Source organism: Nocardioides sp. InS609-2 (assembly GCF_023208195.1).
Lineage (GTDB): Bacteria > Actinomycetota > Actinomycetes > Propionibacteriales > Nocardioidaceae > Nocardioides.
The window spans coordinates 1,743,653-1,759,355 of the sequence record NZ_CP060034.1 but is presented as its reverse complement, the minus strand read 5'-3'; the positions used below and the strand labels follow the sequence as shown (position 1 = coordinate 1,759,355).

The following is a 15,703-nucleotide window of genomic DNA, read 5'->3' as shown; positions in this document are numbered from 1 at the left end:
AGAAAACTTCGGTATCTGGAGAGGGTCCACGCATGCAGCAGGTCAGGGGAGTCATCGCCCGCGCCAAGGGCGCACCGGTCGAGGTCGTCACCATCAACGTCCCCGATCCCGGTCCGGGTGAGGCGCTGGTGAAGGTGCAGGCGTGCGGCGTCTGCCACACCGACCTGCACTACCGCGAGGGCGGCATCAACGACGAGTTTCCGTTCCTGCTGGGCCACGAGGCTGCCGGTGTCGTCGAGGCGGTCGGCCCCGATGTCACCGACGTCGCCCCGGGCGACTTCGTGATCCTCAACTGGCGCGCGGTCTGCGGCAGCTGCCGGGCCTGCAACCGCGGCGAGCCGTGGTATTGCTTCAGCACCCACAACGCGACCCAGAAGATGACGCTCGCTGAAGGAGAAGGAGTCGGCACGGAGCTGAGCCCCGCGCTCGGCATCGGGTCCTTCGCAGAGAAGACCCTGGTGGCGTCCGGCCAGTGCACCAAGGTCGACCCCTCGGCCCGCGCTGCTGCCGTCGGCCTCCTGGGCTGTGGCGTGATGGCCGGACTGGGCGCCGCCATCAACACCGGCAACGTCGGCCGCGGCAGCTCGGTCGCCGTCATCGGCTGCGGTGGTGTCGGGGCCGCGGCGATCGCCGGCTCCGTGCTCGCTGGAGCCAGCAAGGTCATCGCCGTCGACATCGACGACCGCAAGCTCGAGGGCGCGCGCAAGATGGGCGCGACGCACACGATCAACAGCACGGACGGCGACCCCGTCGAGGCCATCCAGGCACTCACCGACGGCAACGGCGCCGACGTCGTCATCGACGCGGTGGGCCGGCCCGAGACGTGGAAGCAGGCGTTCTACGCCCGCGACCTCGCCGGCACCGTCGTACTCGTCGGCGTCCCGAGGCCCGACATGATGCTGCCCGACATCCCGCTGATCGACGTGTTCGGCCGTGGTGGTGCGCTGAAGTCCAGCTGGTACGGCGACTGCCTGCCGTCGCGCGACTTCCCGATGCTCGTCGATCTCTACCAACAGGGGCGGCTCGACCTCGACGCCTTCGTGAGCGAGGAGATCGCCCTCGACGAGGTCGAAGCGGCCTTCGAGAAGATGCATCATGGAGACGTGCTCCGGTCGGTCGTGATCTTGTGAAGAACGAGCCGCGCATCGACCACGCAGTCGTCTCCGGCACTTTCTCCCTCGACGGCGAAACCTTCGACGTCGACAACAACATCTGGGTCCTCGGTGACGACACCGAGTGCGTGCTGATCGACGCCCCCCACGACGTCGACGCGATCATCGAGGTGGTGGGGGAGCGGCTGATCAAGGCGGTCATCTGCACGCACGCGCACGACGACCACGTGGGCGTGGCGCCGGCACTGCGGCAGCGCACGAAGACCCCGATCCTGCTGCACCCCGACGACCGCCCACTGTGGGAGCAGATCCACCCCGACGAGCTGTGGGACGCCGACCTCTCCGACGGCCAGACGATCACCATCGCCGGCACCGAGCTCACGATCATGCACACGCCCGGGCACGCGCCCGGGGCGGTCTGCGTCTACGCGCCGGCCCTGGGCTGCGTGTTCACCGGCGACACGTTGTTCCACGGCGGCCCCGGCGCCACCGGGCGCAGCTTCAGCGACCGCCCCACGATCGAGTCGTCGATCCGTGCGGTGCTCTTCGAGCTGCCCGACGAGACCGTCGTACACACCGGTCACGGTGACGACACCACGATCGGTGCGGAGCGGGAGCGTTCTGCCGAGTGGCAGGCCGAGCCGGCGCGCTGATCGGGGTGGCACGATGTGCCGATGCGTGACCGTCGTGCCCTGACCTGTCTGGTGGCCTCACTGGGCCTCCTGGTCGGCGCGCTCGGCGGTTGCACGTCCGATGAGGGCGACAAGCCGTCCAGAGCAGAGCGGGCAGCGGCCGTGGAGCCGCCACCAACTCCCGTCGAGCGGATGGATCTGGTGCCCGGCTGGGGGCCGACCCAGCAGGAGCTCGAGGAGGCTGCCGGGATCGTCGACGGCCTGCCCCTGCGAGACCTCGCCGGTCAGGTGATCGTGGCCCGCTGGCAGGGCACCGGCGCCCCGGCCGGACTGGTCGAGCGGCTGCACCTCGGCGGCGTCATCGCGTTCTCCGACAACGTCACGTCCACCGACCAGATCCGCCGCGTCAACGCCGCGCTGCGCCGCACCGTCGACCGGCCGTGGCCGCTGTTCCTCGCGGTCGACCAGGAGGGCGGCGCCGTCGAGCGGGTGAAGGGCGCGGCGACCAGGTTCCCGGCGTTCATGTCGACCGGTGCTGCCCGCAACGAGGCGCTCACCGAGGCGACGTACGCCGCGAGTGGCGCGGAGCTGCGCGGCCTCGGCTTCAACGTCGACCTCGGCCCGGACGCCGACGTCACCATCGGCCGCGCCGACCCGACCATCGGTGCCAGGTCGGTCGGCTCGGAGCCGGGCCTCGTCGCCGCGCAGACCGCCGCCGCCGTGCGGGGTTTCGTCGCAGGCGGGATCGTTCCGGTGCTCAAGCACTTCCCGGGCCACGGCTCGGTGCTCGCCGACAGCCACCGCACGCTGCCGGTGCAGGGCCGGTCGATGAAGGAGCTGCGCAGCATCGACCTGGTGCCGTTCGTCAGCGCCGTGGGCGCCGGCACATCGGCGGTCATGGTCGGCCACCTCGACGTGCGCGCGGTCGATCCGCGGGTGCCGAGCTCGCTGTCGCGCAAGGTGGTCACCGGGCTGCTGCGCGACGAGCTCGGCTTTCAAGGACTCGCCGTCACCGACGCACTCGACATGGCCGGCGTCGCGGCCGGCCGTACGCCCGGAGAGGTCGCGGTCAAGGCGCTCAAGGCGGGCAACGACGTGCTGCTCATGCCGAGCGACCCGGCCGTCGCGCGGGCCGCCATCGTGCGCGCCGTACGCGAGGGTCGGGTGCCGCGGCCCCGCCTCGAGCAGGCCGCCGCGCGGCAGATCGCGCTGCTGATCCACCAGGACGCCACCGCGCCGAAGGGCGCGAAGCCGGGCTCCGGACTGGCGGCGTCACGGGCCCTCTCGGCTGCCGCCGTCACGTCGGTCGCCGGGCCGTGCGTCGGGCCCCTTGTCGCCGGACCGGTCGTGCCGCTCGGCAGTCCGGTGGCGGTCGCCAACTTCCGCACCGCTGCTGCAGCGGCGGGCATGGCACTGGGAAGGATCACCTACGAGAAGCCGCCCAAGCCGCCGAAGCGCAAGAAGAAGAAGCTCCGCAAGTGGCGCAAGCTCGAGCCCACGCCGGTGTTCCACGGCACGCCACTGGGTTTCACCGGCTACCGCGGGGGAGTGACCACCACCCCGATCGTGGTCGCCACCGACGCGCCGTACGTGCTCGGACAGGTCGGAGCCGGCGTCCGGATCGCGACGTACGGCGAGACGCCCGGCGCCATGGCCGCACTGGTCGACGTGCTGATGGGCGCGGCGCCCGCCCCCGGTCGGCTGCCCGTCGAGGTCAGTGGAGTCGAGCGCCGCGGCTGTTGACCTAGTACGACGTGCTGCGGGCCAGGTCGAGCGCGCGGTTGAGCTGGAACGGCTGGTTCTGCATGAACAGCCACGGCCGCCCGAACCAGACGTAGCCGTCGACGTACTGCTGTGCCAGGGCGTTGGCCTTGGCCGTGAGTCCCCAGGCCGGGTTGGCGACGTCCGTGGTTGGCGGGATGCCGAGCGTGACGCACACGCGCTGGGTCGGCGACGTGCAGACCGGTGCGTGGTCGTAGCAGGAGCCGGTGGCCTTGGCGAGGTTGCAGGTGTCCTTCTTGTACTTGTTCTGGAAGTCGCCGGCCCGGAACCCGCGCCCGTTCTGGGTGGTGTTGACGACCACGGTCTTGCCCGGCATGCCCTGCTTGGCGAGCTGCTGGGCGACCTGAGCGCCGAAGATGACCTGGCGCTCGGTGGTGTCGTAGTGGGTGCCGTTGAGGGCGATGCCCCGGGCATACCTGACACCACCCAGCTTGGCGATCCTGGCGGCCTTCTTCGGGTCGTCCATCGGCCAGTCGGCGGCGCCGACCTCGACGTAGACGCTCGTGTTGGGCAGCGCGCTGAGCACCTGGGTGCCGTAGCTGATCAGCTCCGCGTGCGCCTTCGACTTGCGAGGTGCACACAGCACGAAGGGGCCGTCGGGCTGCTGGACGATCGCGACGTGGGCGCTGCCGATCGCTGCGGCGAGGGTGTTGAACCAGGCCTTGTAGTCCTGCTGCTCCTGGATCGTCGACACCCGGTTGCACGACTCCTGCTCCCAGGGTTCCATCCGGAAGGTCGCCAATTGGACCAGCGCCTCGGAGTCACCGGCCTGGGCCGTGGCGATGTAACGGCTGACGACCTTGCCGAGCTTGTCGGTGGACCACCACGAGCCCAGCCAGGCGGCCTTGGGCTGCAACGCCAGCTTGGCCAGCAGTGCCTGGTCGGGCGCGGATCCGGATGCGGCGTTGAAGGCGTCGAGGGTCGGGTCGAGGTCTCCGTGACCCCAGGTGCGGCCGGCGAGCGGGTTGGCCGTGGTGCGGCTGGCGTAACGCGAGGTGTCGCTGGCCGGCGCCTGCGCGGACGTCGCAGCAGTCAGCGACGGGGTGGTGGTCAGCGCATACGTCACGGCGGGCACGGCGACCACGAGAGCGGCGCAGGCGGCCAGCGTCGCGCGGGCCGCGGTGCGTCCGCGTGAGGCCCGGGGAAGAAAGGTCATGCGGGCGACTGTAAGAGGCATTCCGCGCCCCCGCAGGCGGTTGGCAAGAGTTCTCAGAAGGGCCGCACGAGCAGAACCGTGCCGTGACCACTCACGCGCGTCAGCACGATGGTGGCTGTCTCATCACCCTTGAGCGCCAGCCGCTTGCGCAATTGCTCGGGCACGATGTCGACGCCGCGCTTCTTGATGGTGAGGACCCCGATGTTGCGCTCACGCAGAGCGGCCTTCAGCGGCTTCTCGCGATAGGGCAGCTCTTCCAGCACCTGGTACGACGTGGCGAAGGGAGTCCTGAACGAGGCATCGGACGTCACGTAGGCGATCTTCTCGTCCAGCAGTCCGCCGTTGACCCCCGCTGCGACGGCCGTGACGAGGCCGGCGCGGATGACTGCCCCGTCGGGTTCGTAGAGGAACTCACCCACGGCGCGCACGGGCCTCGGCAGGTCGGCGTACGGATCGTCCTCGGCGGTGATCGAGGCGAGACCGCCGGTGCCGATGACCGTCGCACGACGGCTCGTCGTGGCCAGGGGCGGCGACCAGAGAGCGGCTTCCTTGACCTCGCCGCGTTCGCTGACCCACTCGGCCTCGACGCCGTCGGGCACGAGGTCGTGGGGGATGCCGGGGGCGACCTTGACGACCGCCCGGCCACGCAGGAGGTCGGTGACGAACGGCCAGGGCGGAGTCCAGCCGTCGGCGTCGAACACCCGGCCGCGCGCACCCCGGCGAGCGGGGTCGGCGAAGACCGCACCGAAGCCGGCGACGTCTATCGTCGTCGCGTCGGCGACCTGTACGGCGCCACCGAGACCCAGGGCGGCGAGGTTGGCAACGGCAACGGCGACGCGCACCGGGTCGAGGTCGATGCCTGCGGACGTGAGGCCGGCGCGGGCGAAAGCGATCAGGTCGCCGCCGATGCCGCACCCGAGGTCGACGACGGTGCCGACCTCGGCCGCGACGAGCCGGGCTGCCCGGTGGTCGGCAACCCGGGGGCGGGTGGCCTGCTCGAGCGCGTCGGGGGTGAAGTACATCCGCACGGCGTCGTCGCCGAACTTGGCGACCGCCCGGGAGCGGAGCTGCACCTGGGTGAGCGTCGCGCTGGACCGCTCGGGGTCGGGCTCGATCCTGCGGATCGCGGCGGCGGCGCGCACCGGGTCGGCGCCGGCGTCGACGTACGCATCCGTCGCACGTGTCAGCACCTGCTGCCCGGGCTCGGTCAGCAGCCAGGCAAAGGTCTCGGGGTCCACGGGCCCATCCTCGCAGGCACCCCTCTGGCACTCAGATGGGCCGAGTGCTAACGTCTGATCTGGCACTCTCACCCCGAGGGTGCCAGCGCTTGCGACGACGTACGACCCCCGCGACGGCGTCCGTCATCCCGCAGGCTCGAACGTCCCGGGGGCCTCGGCCCCCGTCCGTCCCCAAAGCCATGTGGCACAAGAAAGTGGAGGTCGACATCGTGTCGGTCAACATCAAGCCCCTCGAGGACCGCATCGTCGTCAAGCCCCTCGACGCCGAGCAGACCACGGCTTCCGGCCTGGTCATCCCGGACACCGCCAAGGAGAAGCCCCAGGAGGGCGAAGTCCTGGCGATCGGTCCGGGTCGCATCGACGACAACGGCAATCGCGTCCCGCTCGACGTCGCCGTCGGCGACAAGGTCATCTACAGCAAGTACGGCGGCACCGAGGTCAAGTACGCCGGTGGCGAGTACCTCATTCTCTCCGCCCGCGACGTTCTCGCTGTCGTTTCCTGATTTCCTCATCGCCCGGGACGTCATACGGATGGAGCCAACGGTTCCACGCTCCGTATGACGTCACCCGGGCGATGACTCTTTCCAAGGAGCATTGATGCCCAAGATTCTGGAGTTCGACGAGAGTGCCCGCCGCGCCCTCGAGCGCGGCGTCGACGCGCTCGCCAACGCCGTCAAGGTGACGCTCGGCCCCAAGGGCCGATACGTCGTCCTGGACAAGAAGTGGGGTGCCCCCACGATCACCAACGACGGTGTGACGGTGGCCCGCGAGATCGAGCTGGACGACCCGTTCGAGAACCTCGGCGCCCAGTTGACGAAGGAGGTCGCCACCAAGACCAACGACGTCGCCGGTGACGGCACCACGACGGCGACCGTGCTGGCCCAGGCGATGGTCCACGAGGGCCTGCGCGCCGTGGCCGCCGGTGCCAACCCGATGGGCCTCAAGCGCGGCATGGACGCTGCTGCCGAGGCCGTCGGCGACGCGCTGCGCGAGGCCGCCCGGGAAGTGGACTCGAAAGAGGACATGGCCTCGGTCGCCACCATCTCGAGCCGCGACGCCATCATCGGGGAGCTGCTCGCCGAGGCCTTCGACAAGGTCGGCAAGGACGGCGTGATCACCGTCGAGGAGTCCAACACCATGGGCACCGAGCTGGAGTTCACCGAGGGGATGCAGTTCGACAAGGGCTACATCTCGGCGTACTTCGTCTCCGACCCGGAGCGCATGGAGGCCGTCCTCGACGACCCCTACATCCTTCTGCACCAGGGCAAGATCTCGGCGATCGCCGACCTCCTGCCGCTGCTCGAGAAGGTCGTCGCCGCCGGCAAGCCGCTCTTCATCCTCGCCGAGGACGTCGACGGCGAGGCCCTGTCGACGCTGGTCGTCAACAAGATCCGCGGCTCGTTCAACGCCGTCGCGGTCAAGAGCCCCGCGTTCGGTGACCGTCGCAAGGCCATGGTCGAGGACATCGCGACCCTGACCGGCGCGCAGGTCGTCGCTCCCGAGATCGGCCTCAAGCTCGACCAGGTCGGTCTCGAGGTGCTGGGTCAGGCCCGTCGCATCGTCATCACCAAGGACGACACCACGATCGTCGACGGCGCCGGTGACCCTGCTGCTGTCGAGGGCCGGGTCAACCAGATCAAGGCCGAGATCGAGAACACCGACTCCGACTGGGACCGCGAGAAGCTCATGGAGCGCCTCGCCAAGCTGGCCGGCGGCGTCTGTGTGATCAAGGTCGGCGCTGCCACCGAGGTGGAGCTCAAGGAGAAGAAGCACCGCATCGAGGACGCTGTCTCCGCGACGCGTGCCGCGATCGAGGAGGGCATCGTCGCCGGCGGTGGCTCCGCGCTCATCCACGCCGTCTCCGTGCTCGACGGCGAGCTCGGCCTCACCGGTGACGAGGCTGCCGGCGTGCGCATCGTCCGCAAGGCTGCCGACGAGCCGCTGCGCTGGATCGCCGAGAACGGTGGTGTCAACGGCTACGTTGTGACGAGCAAGGTTCGCGAGCTCGGCGTCGGCAACGGCTACAACGCTGCCACCGAGGAGTACGGCGACCTGGTCGCCCAGGGTGTCCTCGATCCCGTCAAGGTCACCCGCTCGGCGCTCGTCAACGCCACCTCGATCGCGGGCATGCTGCTCACGACCGAGACGTTGATCGTCGAGAAGCCCGAGGAGGACGACGCGTCTCCCGCGGGCGCCGGCCACGGGCACGGCCACGGTCACTGATCGTCGCTCATCGATCCGGCCCGTCACCCCCTGTGGGTGGCGGGCCGGTTTCCGTTTCCGCCGGGTCGTGACAACCCGGTCGGGAGCCTCGGCGTCTCGCCCGCCGGGTGGGTCGTCGTACCCGCCTCGAACCTCAGCCAAGCGTACTCCAGTCTCGCCTGGGAGGACGACTAGCACCTCCTCTCCACGTGGACGGAGGTACGGCGCCAGGCCATCGTCCGCAAGGACCTCGACGGGACCATCACCCGGGCAAGTGAGTGGGGGGAGTCTGGGCTCGCGGGCTTCGCTTTCCTCGACTGAGGCTCAGGGTTCCTCTGGCCCGGGGTCCGGTCCCTCGTGCGGGCCGCGCTCGTCGGGCTCGGCCGTGCGATCGGCGAAGACGACCTCCACACGCTCGAAACCCTTGTGCCGCTGCATCTGCGCGTAGCCGGTGTAGGCGCGTCGGTCGGCCCGGGTCAGGTGCACGTTGTCGGTGAACGGCGCCAGCAGTGCCCGCGGGTAGAGCTGGCGTGCGATCACCACGTTGACCTCCATCGCCAGCACAGCCATCACGGAGGCGATGAAGATGAAGCCGACCAGCCCCAGCACCAGGCCGAAGGTCTTGGTCATCGAGGTGGTGCCGACCAGCACCGCCGCGACGTACGCCGCGCCGACGTACTGGAGCCCCTGCCACAAGATCGCGAGCGTGAAGCCGCCCGGCGCCGCTCGCCGGAAGCTGTGCTGCCCGGTGGCCGCGAAGCGGAACAGTGCAGTGAGCCCGCAGCCGACCACGATGACCGTGATCACCGGCAGCAACCACCGCAGCGAGGCGTCGAGCCATTGGCTGAACGTGTCGGTCGTGCTCGCCACGGCGGAGACGATGGTGACGGCGAGCAGCGACGTACCGGCGGTGAGGATCAGCAGCAGGCTCTTGACGCGGGAGTAGATCGGGTTGGGCCGGCTGTTGCGCGGCACCGACCAGACGGCGTGCATGGTGTTCTGCAACGCCTGGCCGAGCCCGAGCGCGCCGTACAGCGCAGCGAGCGAGCCGACCAGGACGCCGCTGACCGACCCGCTGAGCCCCTGCGGGCGGCCGAGCTCGTCGCCGATGATCGGGAACTGGCTGAGCGCCGAGTCGAGGATGTCCTCCTGCCACGCGGGCCGGCCATCGAGCACGAAGCCCAGGATCGAGGTGCCCAGCAGCATCAGCGGGAAGATCGCGACGAACGCGTAGTAGGTCAGGGTCGCGGCGAGGTAGTTGCCCTGGTCGTCGAAGAACTTGTAGACGACGGCAAGCGGGAACGACACCACCGGATGCCGTTCCTGGAAACGGTCGATCCTGTCGACCACGCCGCTCATGTTGCGAGGCTACCCAGCCGCAGACGCAGCACTCCCGAAACACGCACGTCCTCGTCGCGCAACGCCGCCGGGAGACGCTGTGGCTCCACGCACCCGAACACGCAGGAGGGGCCATGCTCTGGCGCGTCCGCACCACACTGCCCGACCGGCCCGGCTCCCTGGCCACGCTCGCGATGCGTTGCGGCGAGGCCGGCGTCAACATCCTCGGACTGCAGATCTTCCCGGGAGTCGAGCGGGTGACCGACGAGCTCGTGCTGCGCACCCCCGACGACTGGAGCCTGCCCGAGCTCGCGGCCCTCGTCGAGGCGTCCGGTGGGCGCGGGGTCAGCGCGGTGCCCTGCACGGAGTCGGCCCTGGTCGACCAGCCGACCCGCTACGTGCAGGCCGCGCGCACGATTCTGGCCCAGCCCGCGAGCTTTCCCGAGGTGGTGGCCACGCTCTTCGACGCGGAGGCCGACCGGTGCCGGGAGAGTTCGCGCCGGTGCAGGACGTCATGGACATGGCGGTCGGTGAGGTCTCCGTGCAGGTACGACGCACCGCGCCGTTCACGGCCACCGAGTATGCGCGGGCGGCGTCGATGGCCGACCTGGTCAGTGACGTCCTGGCCCGGCTCAAGCTCGACGCCCAGCCGCCAGGTCGCCGGATCGGCGGCGGCCAGGTGCCGTCGTACGACGTGGTGGGTCACGCGGTCGAGGCGGTCGTCGAGGGCACGGTCGTGGGCATCGGCACCCTCCTGGCGGAGGGCGACGAGCCCGCGGTGCGGGCGCTCCGTCTCCGGGTCGACCCGGCCTGGCGACGCCGCGGCATCGGCACCCGGTTGCTGGTCGATGCGGCCAGGCTGGCCGGCTCGCTGGGCGTCGACGAGGTCGTGCTCACCACCGACGCCGACAACCGGGCGGTGCTGCCGATGGTGCTGGCGGCTGGCTTGCGGGGACGGATCCGGATGGCCGCCGATGTCCTGACGGTGCGGGTCCCGGTACGCGACCTGAAGCCGCTGCCCCGCTGACCCAGCCGGGGGTCTGAAAGGGTGGGGTGTGCCTTTGTCAGCGCCCGCGTCCTTCGCGGGCAAGTCCCGGATGTCCCCGCAGACCGCCATGATCGTGGTGCCGCTGTTGCTCGCTGGGCTCTCGATGCTCGGCCCGTTCAGCATCGACACCCCGTTCCCGGCGTTCAAGAAGATGGGCGCCGACCTCGACGTCGGCACCGACCAGATGCAGCTCGTGGTGAGTGCCTACCTGCTGTCGTTCGGCCTGATGAGTCCGTTCCACGGCCCGCTTTCCGATGCGATCGGGCGTCGTCCGGTGATCCTCGGCGGGTGTGCCGTGTTCGCCGTCGCGTCGATCGGCTGCGCGTTCTCAACGTCGTTGCCGATGCTGCTGTGCTTCCGGGTGCTCCAGGGCCTCAGCGCCGGTGGGGGCGTGATCGTCAGCCGCACCGTGATCCGCGACGTGTTCGAGGGTCCGCAGGCCCAGCGGCTGATGAGCCGCGTAATGATGATCTTCGGTGTCGCGCCGGCGGTCGCCCCGATCATCGGCGGCTTCCTGCTGCAGGTCGGCCCGTGGCCGGTGATCTTCTGGTTCCTCGCCGGGGTCGGCCTGCTCCTGGTGGCGCTGGTGGCCGTCGCGCTGCCCGAGACCCACCCGGTCGAGCGTCGTACGCCGCTGGCCGTCGGGCCGCTGCTCGGCAGCCTCGGCGAAGTCTCCCGCAGCGTGCGGTTCCACCGGGTGGCGTGGGCGGCGGCGCTCAGCTTCGGTGGCCAGTTCCTCTACATCGGCTCCGCGCCGATCTTCGTCATCGACCTGCTGGGGATGGGCGAGCTCGACTTCTGGGTGTTCTTCATCCCGATGATCGCAGGCGTCATGATCGGCGCGTTCATCAGTGGCCGGGCGGCCGGCCGGGTGTCGGGGCGCAGCCTGGTGACGTGGTCGCTGTTGTTCGCGTTCGGTGCCGCAGTGCTCAACGTCGTGCTCGCCCTGCTGCCCACCGCGGCCGAGCTGCCGTACGCCGTCATCGGGCCGGGTCTGATCGCCGTCGGCACGGCCGCGGCGTACCCGACTCTTCAGCTGGTGCTGCTCGACATGTTCCCGCGGTCGCGTGGTGCGTCGGTGTCGATGTTCACGTTCTTCGCGCTGTTGCTCAACGGCATCACCGCCGCGGTCGTGGCGCCGTGGGTCACCCACTCCGTGTTCACCCTTGCCCTGGGCTCCGCGGTGCTGGTGCTCGGCGGCCTGCTCTCCTGGGTCTGGCACCTGCGCCGGGTGCCGGTGCCCGTCCCGGTGGGCGCCCCCGAGCCGATCGAGCCGACCGAGTCGCTGTGATCGGTCGACCGCCCCGTAGGATGGTGTCTCGATCCCCGCTTGCGAAAGGTCGTCGCTGACCCATGAACAACGGTGTCAACCACGAGGGTGTGCCCGACAAGTTCGCAGCCCTCGGCCTGACCTACGACGACGTGCTGCTGCTCCCCGGCATGTCGGACCTCAACCCCACCGAGATCGACACCACGTCGCGGCTGACGCGCGAGATCAGCCTGCGCGTGCCGCTGGTGAGTGCGGCGATGGACACCGTCACCGAGTCGCGGATGGCGATCGCCATGGCCCGGCAGGGTGGGCTGGGCGTGCTGCACCGCAACCTCTCGCTCGAGGACCAGGCCTACCAGGTCGACCTCGTCAAGCGCACCCAGACCGGCATCATCTCCAACCCCGTCACGATCGGGCCCGACGCGACGCTCGAGGAGCTCGACCGGATCTGCGGCGAGTACCGCGTCTCCGGCCTCCCCGTCGTCGACACCGACAACCGGCTGCTCGGCATCATCACCAACCGCGACCTGAGGTTCACCCCGGTCGCCGAGTGGGCGACCACCAAGGTGGACGAGATGATGACGCCGATGCCGCTGATCACCGGTGAGGTCGGCATCTCCCGCGCCGACGCCACCCTTCTCCTGCGCAAGCACAAGCGCGAGCGCCTCCCACTGGTCGAGGCCGACGGCCGCCTGGGTGGCCTGATCACGGTCAAGGACTTCGTGAAGTCCGAGCAGTTCCCGCACGCGTCCCAGGACGCCGACGGTCGGCTGATGGTGGGCGCCGCGATCGGCTACTTCGGCGACGCCTGGGAGCGCGCCACCACCCTCATCGAGGCCGGCGTCGACGTACTCGTCGCCGACACCGCCCACGGCCACGTGCGGATGCTCCTCGACATGGTGTCCCGGCTCAAGAACGACCCGGCGACCCGGCACGTCCAGGTCATCGGCGGCAACGTCGCCACCCGCGACGGCGCACAGGCGTTCGTCGACGCCGGTGCCGACGCCATCAAGGTGGGCTTCGGCCCCGGCTCCATCTGTACGACGCGCGTCGTGACCGGCTGCGGCGTACCCCAGATCACGGCGGTCTACGAAGCCTCGCTCGCGGCCGGGCCGGCCGGGATCCCGGTGATCGCCGACGGCGGGCTGCAGCAGTCCGGCGACATAGCCAAGGCGATCGTGGCCGGCGCCGAGTCGGTGATGATCGGCTCGATGCTGGCCGGTTGCGAGGAGTCGCCCGGAGAGGTGGTCTTCGTCAGCGGCAAGCAGTACAAGGCCTACCGCGGCATGGGTTCGCTGGGCGCCATGAGCAGCCGCGGCAAGAAGTCCTACTCCAAGGACCGCTACTTCCAGGCCGAGGTCACCAGCGACGACAAGATCGTGCCCGAGGGCATCGAGGGCCAGGTCGCCTACCGCGGTCCGCTCGCGGCGGTCGCCCACCAGCTGATCGGCGGGCTCAACCAGTCGATGTTCTATGTCGGTGCGCGCACCATCCCCGAGCTGCAGGACAGGGGCCGGTTCGTGCGCATCACGTCCGCGTCGCTCAAGGAGAGCCACCCCCACGACGTACAGATGACGGTCGAGGCGCCGAACTACTCCGGCCGCTGATCACTCCTGGTCAGTCGGACGTGAAAGGCGGAGGACCGAGAAGCTGGATCCCGCCGTTGCGCTGGCCCGAAGCGGCGATGCTCTCGAAGTCGACCGGACCCGAGACGGTCTCGTCGTCGATCGGATAGCTGGCCGACATGTAGAAGGCCTCGCAGGTGCCGGGGGTGTGCAGGCAGAGCACCCGCGCACTCGGGGAGACGACCTTGAAGGCGTGCGGCACGTCCCTGGGCGCCAGGATGAGTCCGCCGGCGGACACCGGGAACTCCGAACCGTCCAGGTGCACGAGTAACTCACCCTCGAGGACGTAGAGCGTCTCGTCCGTCGGGTGGGTGTGCAGCGGGGTGACCTTGCCCTGCTCCATCTCGTCCACGAAGAGCAGGAACGTGCCTGCGGTGTCGGCTGCGGTGGCGAGCCACGTGTGGACTCCGCCGCCGTGGAACCAGCGTCGTTCGGCCTCCGCAGCGTTGCGAACGAGCGGGGCTGGGGTCGTGGTTGCGCTCATGGTGCTTCCTCCTCCGGTTCGGTCGGCGTGGGATCGTCGTACCAAAATGAGACTCGCGTACCATTATGGGTATGTCAATGGCGAAGGACGGTCTGTCCAACACCCAGCGCCGCACGCGTGACGCGTTGATCTCGGCGGCGCGGGACCTCGTCACGGCGGGTGAGGCGCCCACCGTGGAGGGCGCGGCACGCGCCGCTGCGGTGTCGCGCACGACCGCCTACCGGTACTTCCCGAACCGGACGGCCCTGCTCGTCGCCGCACACCCCGAGGTGGCGATGACGAGCATGCTGGCCGACGATGCACCCGCTGACCCGATCGCTCGCCTGGACGCGGTGGTCGACCAATTCATCACCCTCATCCTTGAGACCGAGGCGCAACAGCGCACCATGTTGCGGCTCTCGCTCGAGTCCGACCCGCAGTCCGGTCCGGGGCTACCGCTGAGGCAGGGGCGCGCGATCGCCTGGATCGCCGAGGCGCTGGAGCCGCTGCAAGGACAGTTCACCGCGGCCGAGCTGCGGCGGCTCGCCCTCGCCATCCGCAGTGTCGCGGGCATCGAGGCGCTCGTGTGGCTGTGCGACGTCCCGGGTCTGGCACGCGACGACGCCGCCGTACTCATGCGCTGGTCGGCGCGGTCGGTCCTGCGCGCGGCCATGACCTGGGGCCCACCGACACCGGGATCGGCGCGAAGCGCCGATAGGCTGACCCGGTGACCGAGATCGAGATCGGCAAGGCCAAGCGCGCTCGCCACGCATACTCCTTCGACGACATCGCGATCGTGCCCTCACGGCGCACGCGCGATCCCGAGGAGGTCAGCGTCGCGTGGCAGATCGACGCCTACCGGTTCGAGCTGCCGGTGCTGGCCGCGCCGATGGACTCCGTGATGTCGCCCTCCACGGCGATCGCCTTCGGCAAGCTCGGCGGCCTCGGCGTACTCAACCTCGAAGGCCTCTGGACCAGGTACGACGACCCCTCGGACCTGCTCGAGGAAGTTGCCGGGCTACAGGGCAGTGACGCCACCCGGCGCATGCAGGAGATGTACGCCGAGTCGATCAAGCCCGAGCTGATCACCGCCCGGCTCAGGCAGATGCGCGAGGCCGGCGTCACCGTCGCCGGGTCACTCTCGCCGCAGCGCACCAAGGAGTTCGCCAAGGCCGTGGTCGACGCTGGCGTCGACATGTTCGTCATCCGTGGCACGACGGTGTCGGCCGAGCACGTCTCCAGCCAGTCCGAGCCGCTGAACCTCAAGGAGTTCATCTACGAGCTCGACGTGCCGGTCATCGTCGGTGGCTGCGCGACCTACCAGGCCGCCCTGCACCTGATGCGCACCGGCGCGGCCGGCGTGCTCGTCGGGTTCGGCGGTGGAGCGGCGCACACGACCCGCACGGTGCTCGGCGTCGCCGTACCCATGGCCAGTGCTGTGGCCGATGTCGCGGCTGCACGTCGCGACTACCTCGACGAGTCGGGTGGCCGCTATGTCCACGTCATCGCCGACGGCTCCATCGGTCGCTCGGGCGACATCGCCAAGGCCGTCGCCTGCGGTGCCGACGCGGTCATGGTCGGCTCACCGCTGGCCCGCGCCGCCGACGCGCCGGGCCGTGGCTTCCACTGGGGTGCCGAGGCCCACCACGCCGAGCTGCCGCGCGGCGAGCGCGTGGAGTTCGGCCCGATCGGGTCGCTCGAGGAGATCCTCTTCGGCCCCTCGCGCGTGGCCGACGGCACGATGAACCTCATCGGCGCGCTGCGTCGTTCGATGGCCACCACTGGCTACACCGAGCTCAAGGAGTTCCAGCGGGTCGAGGTCGTCGTCGGCTGAGTC

At 70.0% G+C, this 15,703-nt stretch carries 14 protein-coding genes; 10 read left to right on the top strand and 4 right to left on the bottom strand.

All coding sequences use genetic code 11. The annotated features are described in order from the left end of the window. Positions 1 to 32: 32 nt before the first annotated feature. From H4Q84_RS09220 to H4Q84_RS09210, 3 genes are read left to right on the top strand one after another with little or no spacing between them, the layout of a single operon-like run. Positions 33 to 1,130: an S-(hydroxymethyl)mycothiol dehydrogenase gene (locus H4Q84_RS09220; RefSeq protein ID WP_248583094.1), complete on the top strand. Its 1,098-nt coding sequence runs from the start codon at positions 33 to 35 to the stop codon at positions 1,128 to 1,130. Then, positions 1,127 to 1,765 carry an MBL fold metallo-hydrolase gene (locus tag H4Q84_RS09215; RefSeq protein ID WP_248583093.1) on the top strand — a complete coding sequence of 213 codons (639 nt, stop codon included), beginning with the start codon at positions 1,127 to 1,129 and terminating at the stop codon, positions 1,763 to 1,765. Before H4Q84_RS09220 ends, H4Q84_RS09215 begins: the two co-directional genes overlap by 4 nt. 21 nt (positions 1,766 to 1,786) lie before the next feature. Next, a complete protein-coding gene (locus H4Q84_RS09210) occupies positions 1,787 to 3,487 on the top strand; it encodes a glycoside hydrolase family 3 N-terminal domain-containing protein (protein ID WP_248583092.1) in 1,701 nt (566 codons plus the stop codon). A gap of 1 nt (position 3,488) precedes the next feature. Here the strand turns inward: H4Q84_RS09210 and H4Q84_RS09205 are convergent, their stop codons facing one another. Beyond that, positions 3,489 to 4,682: a glycoside hydrolase family 6 protein gene (locus tag H4Q84_RS09205; protein ID WP_248583091.1), complete on the bottom strand. Its 1,194-nt coding sequence runs from the start codon at positions 4,680 to 4,682 to the stop codon at positions 3,489 to 3,491. A gap of 53 nt (positions 4,683 to 4,735) precedes the next feature. Then, positions 4,736 to 5,920 carry a class I SAM-dependent methyltransferase gene (locus tag H4Q84_RS09200; protein ID WP_248583090.1) on the bottom strand — a complete coding sequence of 395 codons (1,185 nt, stop codon included), beginning with the start codon at positions 5,918 to 5,920 and terminating at the stop codon, positions 4,736 to 4,738. A 209-nt stretch (positions 5,921 to 6,129) separates the two neighbouring features. Here H4Q84_RS09200 and groES point away from each other — a divergent pair, with 209 nt between their 5' ends. Then, the gene (gene groES / locus H4Q84_RS09195; RefSeq protein WP_166317299.1) at positions 6,130 to 6,423 is read left to right on the top strand and encodes a co-chaperone GroES; all 294 of its coding nucleotides are present in this window, start codon (positions 6,130 to 6,132) and stop codon (positions 6,421 to 6,423) included. Positions 6,424 to 6,514: 91 nt separating this feature from the next. Beyond that, positions 6,515 to 8,143, top strand: coding sequence for a chaperonin GroEL (groL, locus tag H4Q84_RS09190; RefSeq protein ID WP_282580326.1), 1,629 nt, complete (start codon positions 6,515 to 6,517; stop codon positions 8,141 to 8,143). A 303-nt stretch (positions 8,144 to 8,446) separates the two neighbouring features. Here groL and H4Q84_RS09185 read toward each other — a convergent pair whose 3' ends face one another. After that, positions 8,447 to 9,481 carry a YihY/virulence factor BrkB family protein gene (locus H4Q84_RS09185; RefSeq protein ID WP_248583087.1) on the bottom strand — a complete coding sequence of 345 codons (1,035 nt, stop codon included), beginning with the start codon at positions 9,479 to 9,481 and terminating at the stop codon, positions 8,447 to 8,449. Positions 9,482 to 9,941: 460 nt separating this feature from the next. On the opposite strand from H4Q84_RS09185, the gene H4Q84_RS09180 reads away from it, so the two are divergent. The 3 genes from H4Q84_RS09180 (at position 9,942) to guaB (ending at position 13,385) form a co-directional block, all read left to right on the top strand. Beyond that, complete coding sequence (locus H4Q84_RS09180) at positions 9,942 to 10,487, top strand: GNAT family N-acetyltransferase (RefSeq protein WP_248583086.1); 546 nt, start codon at positions 9,942 to 9,944, stop codon at positions 10,485 to 10,487. Positions 10,488 to 10,515: 28 nt separating this feature from the next. Beyond that, positions 10,516 to 11,799 (top strand): multidrug effflux MFS transporter, encoded by a 1,284-nt coding sequence (locus H4Q84_RS09175; protein ID WP_248583085.1) that lies wholly within the window; start codon positions 10,516 to 10,518, stop codon positions 11,797 to 11,799. Positions 11,800 to 11,861: 62 nt separating this feature from the next. Beyond that, positions 11,862 to 13,385 (top strand): IMP dehydrogenase, encoded by a 1,524-nt coding sequence (guaB, locus tag H4Q84_RS09170; protein WP_248583084.1) that lies wholly within the window; start codon positions 11,862 to 11,864, stop codon positions 13,383 to 13,385. A 10-nt stretch (positions 13,386 to 13,395) separates the two neighbouring features. On the opposite strand, the gene H4Q84_RS09165 is transcribed toward guaB, so the two are convergent. Then, positions 13,396 to 13,887 carry a cupin domain-containing protein gene (locus H4Q84_RS09165; RefSeq protein ID WP_248583083.1) on the bottom strand — a complete coding sequence of 164 codons (492 nt, stop codon included), beginning with the start codon at positions 13,885 to 13,887 and terminating at the stop codon, positions 13,396 to 13,398. 71 nt (positions 13,888 to 13,958) lie between these two features. On the opposite strand from H4Q84_RS09165, the gene H4Q84_RS09160 reads away from it, so the two are divergent. Both H4Q84_RS09160 and H4Q84_RS09155 read left to right on the top strand, forming a co-directional pair. After that, the gene (locus H4Q84_RS09160; RefSeq protein WP_248583082.1) at positions 13,959 to 14,597 is read left to right on the top strand and encodes a TetR/AcrR family transcriptional regulator; all 639 of its coding nucleotides are present in this window, start codon (positions 13,959 to 13,961) and stop codon (positions 14,595 to 14,597) included. Then, the gene (locus H4Q84_RS09155) at positions 14,594 to 15,700 is read left to right on the top strand and encodes a GuaB3 family IMP dehydrogenase-related protein (RefSeq protein ID WP_248583081.1); all 1,107 of its coding nucleotides are present in this window, start codon (positions 14,594 to 14,596) and stop codon (positions 15,698 to 15,700) included. Before H4Q84_RS09160 ends, H4Q84_RS09155 begins: the two co-directional genes overlap by 4 nt. Positions 15,701 to 15,703 lie beyond the last annotated feature (3 nt).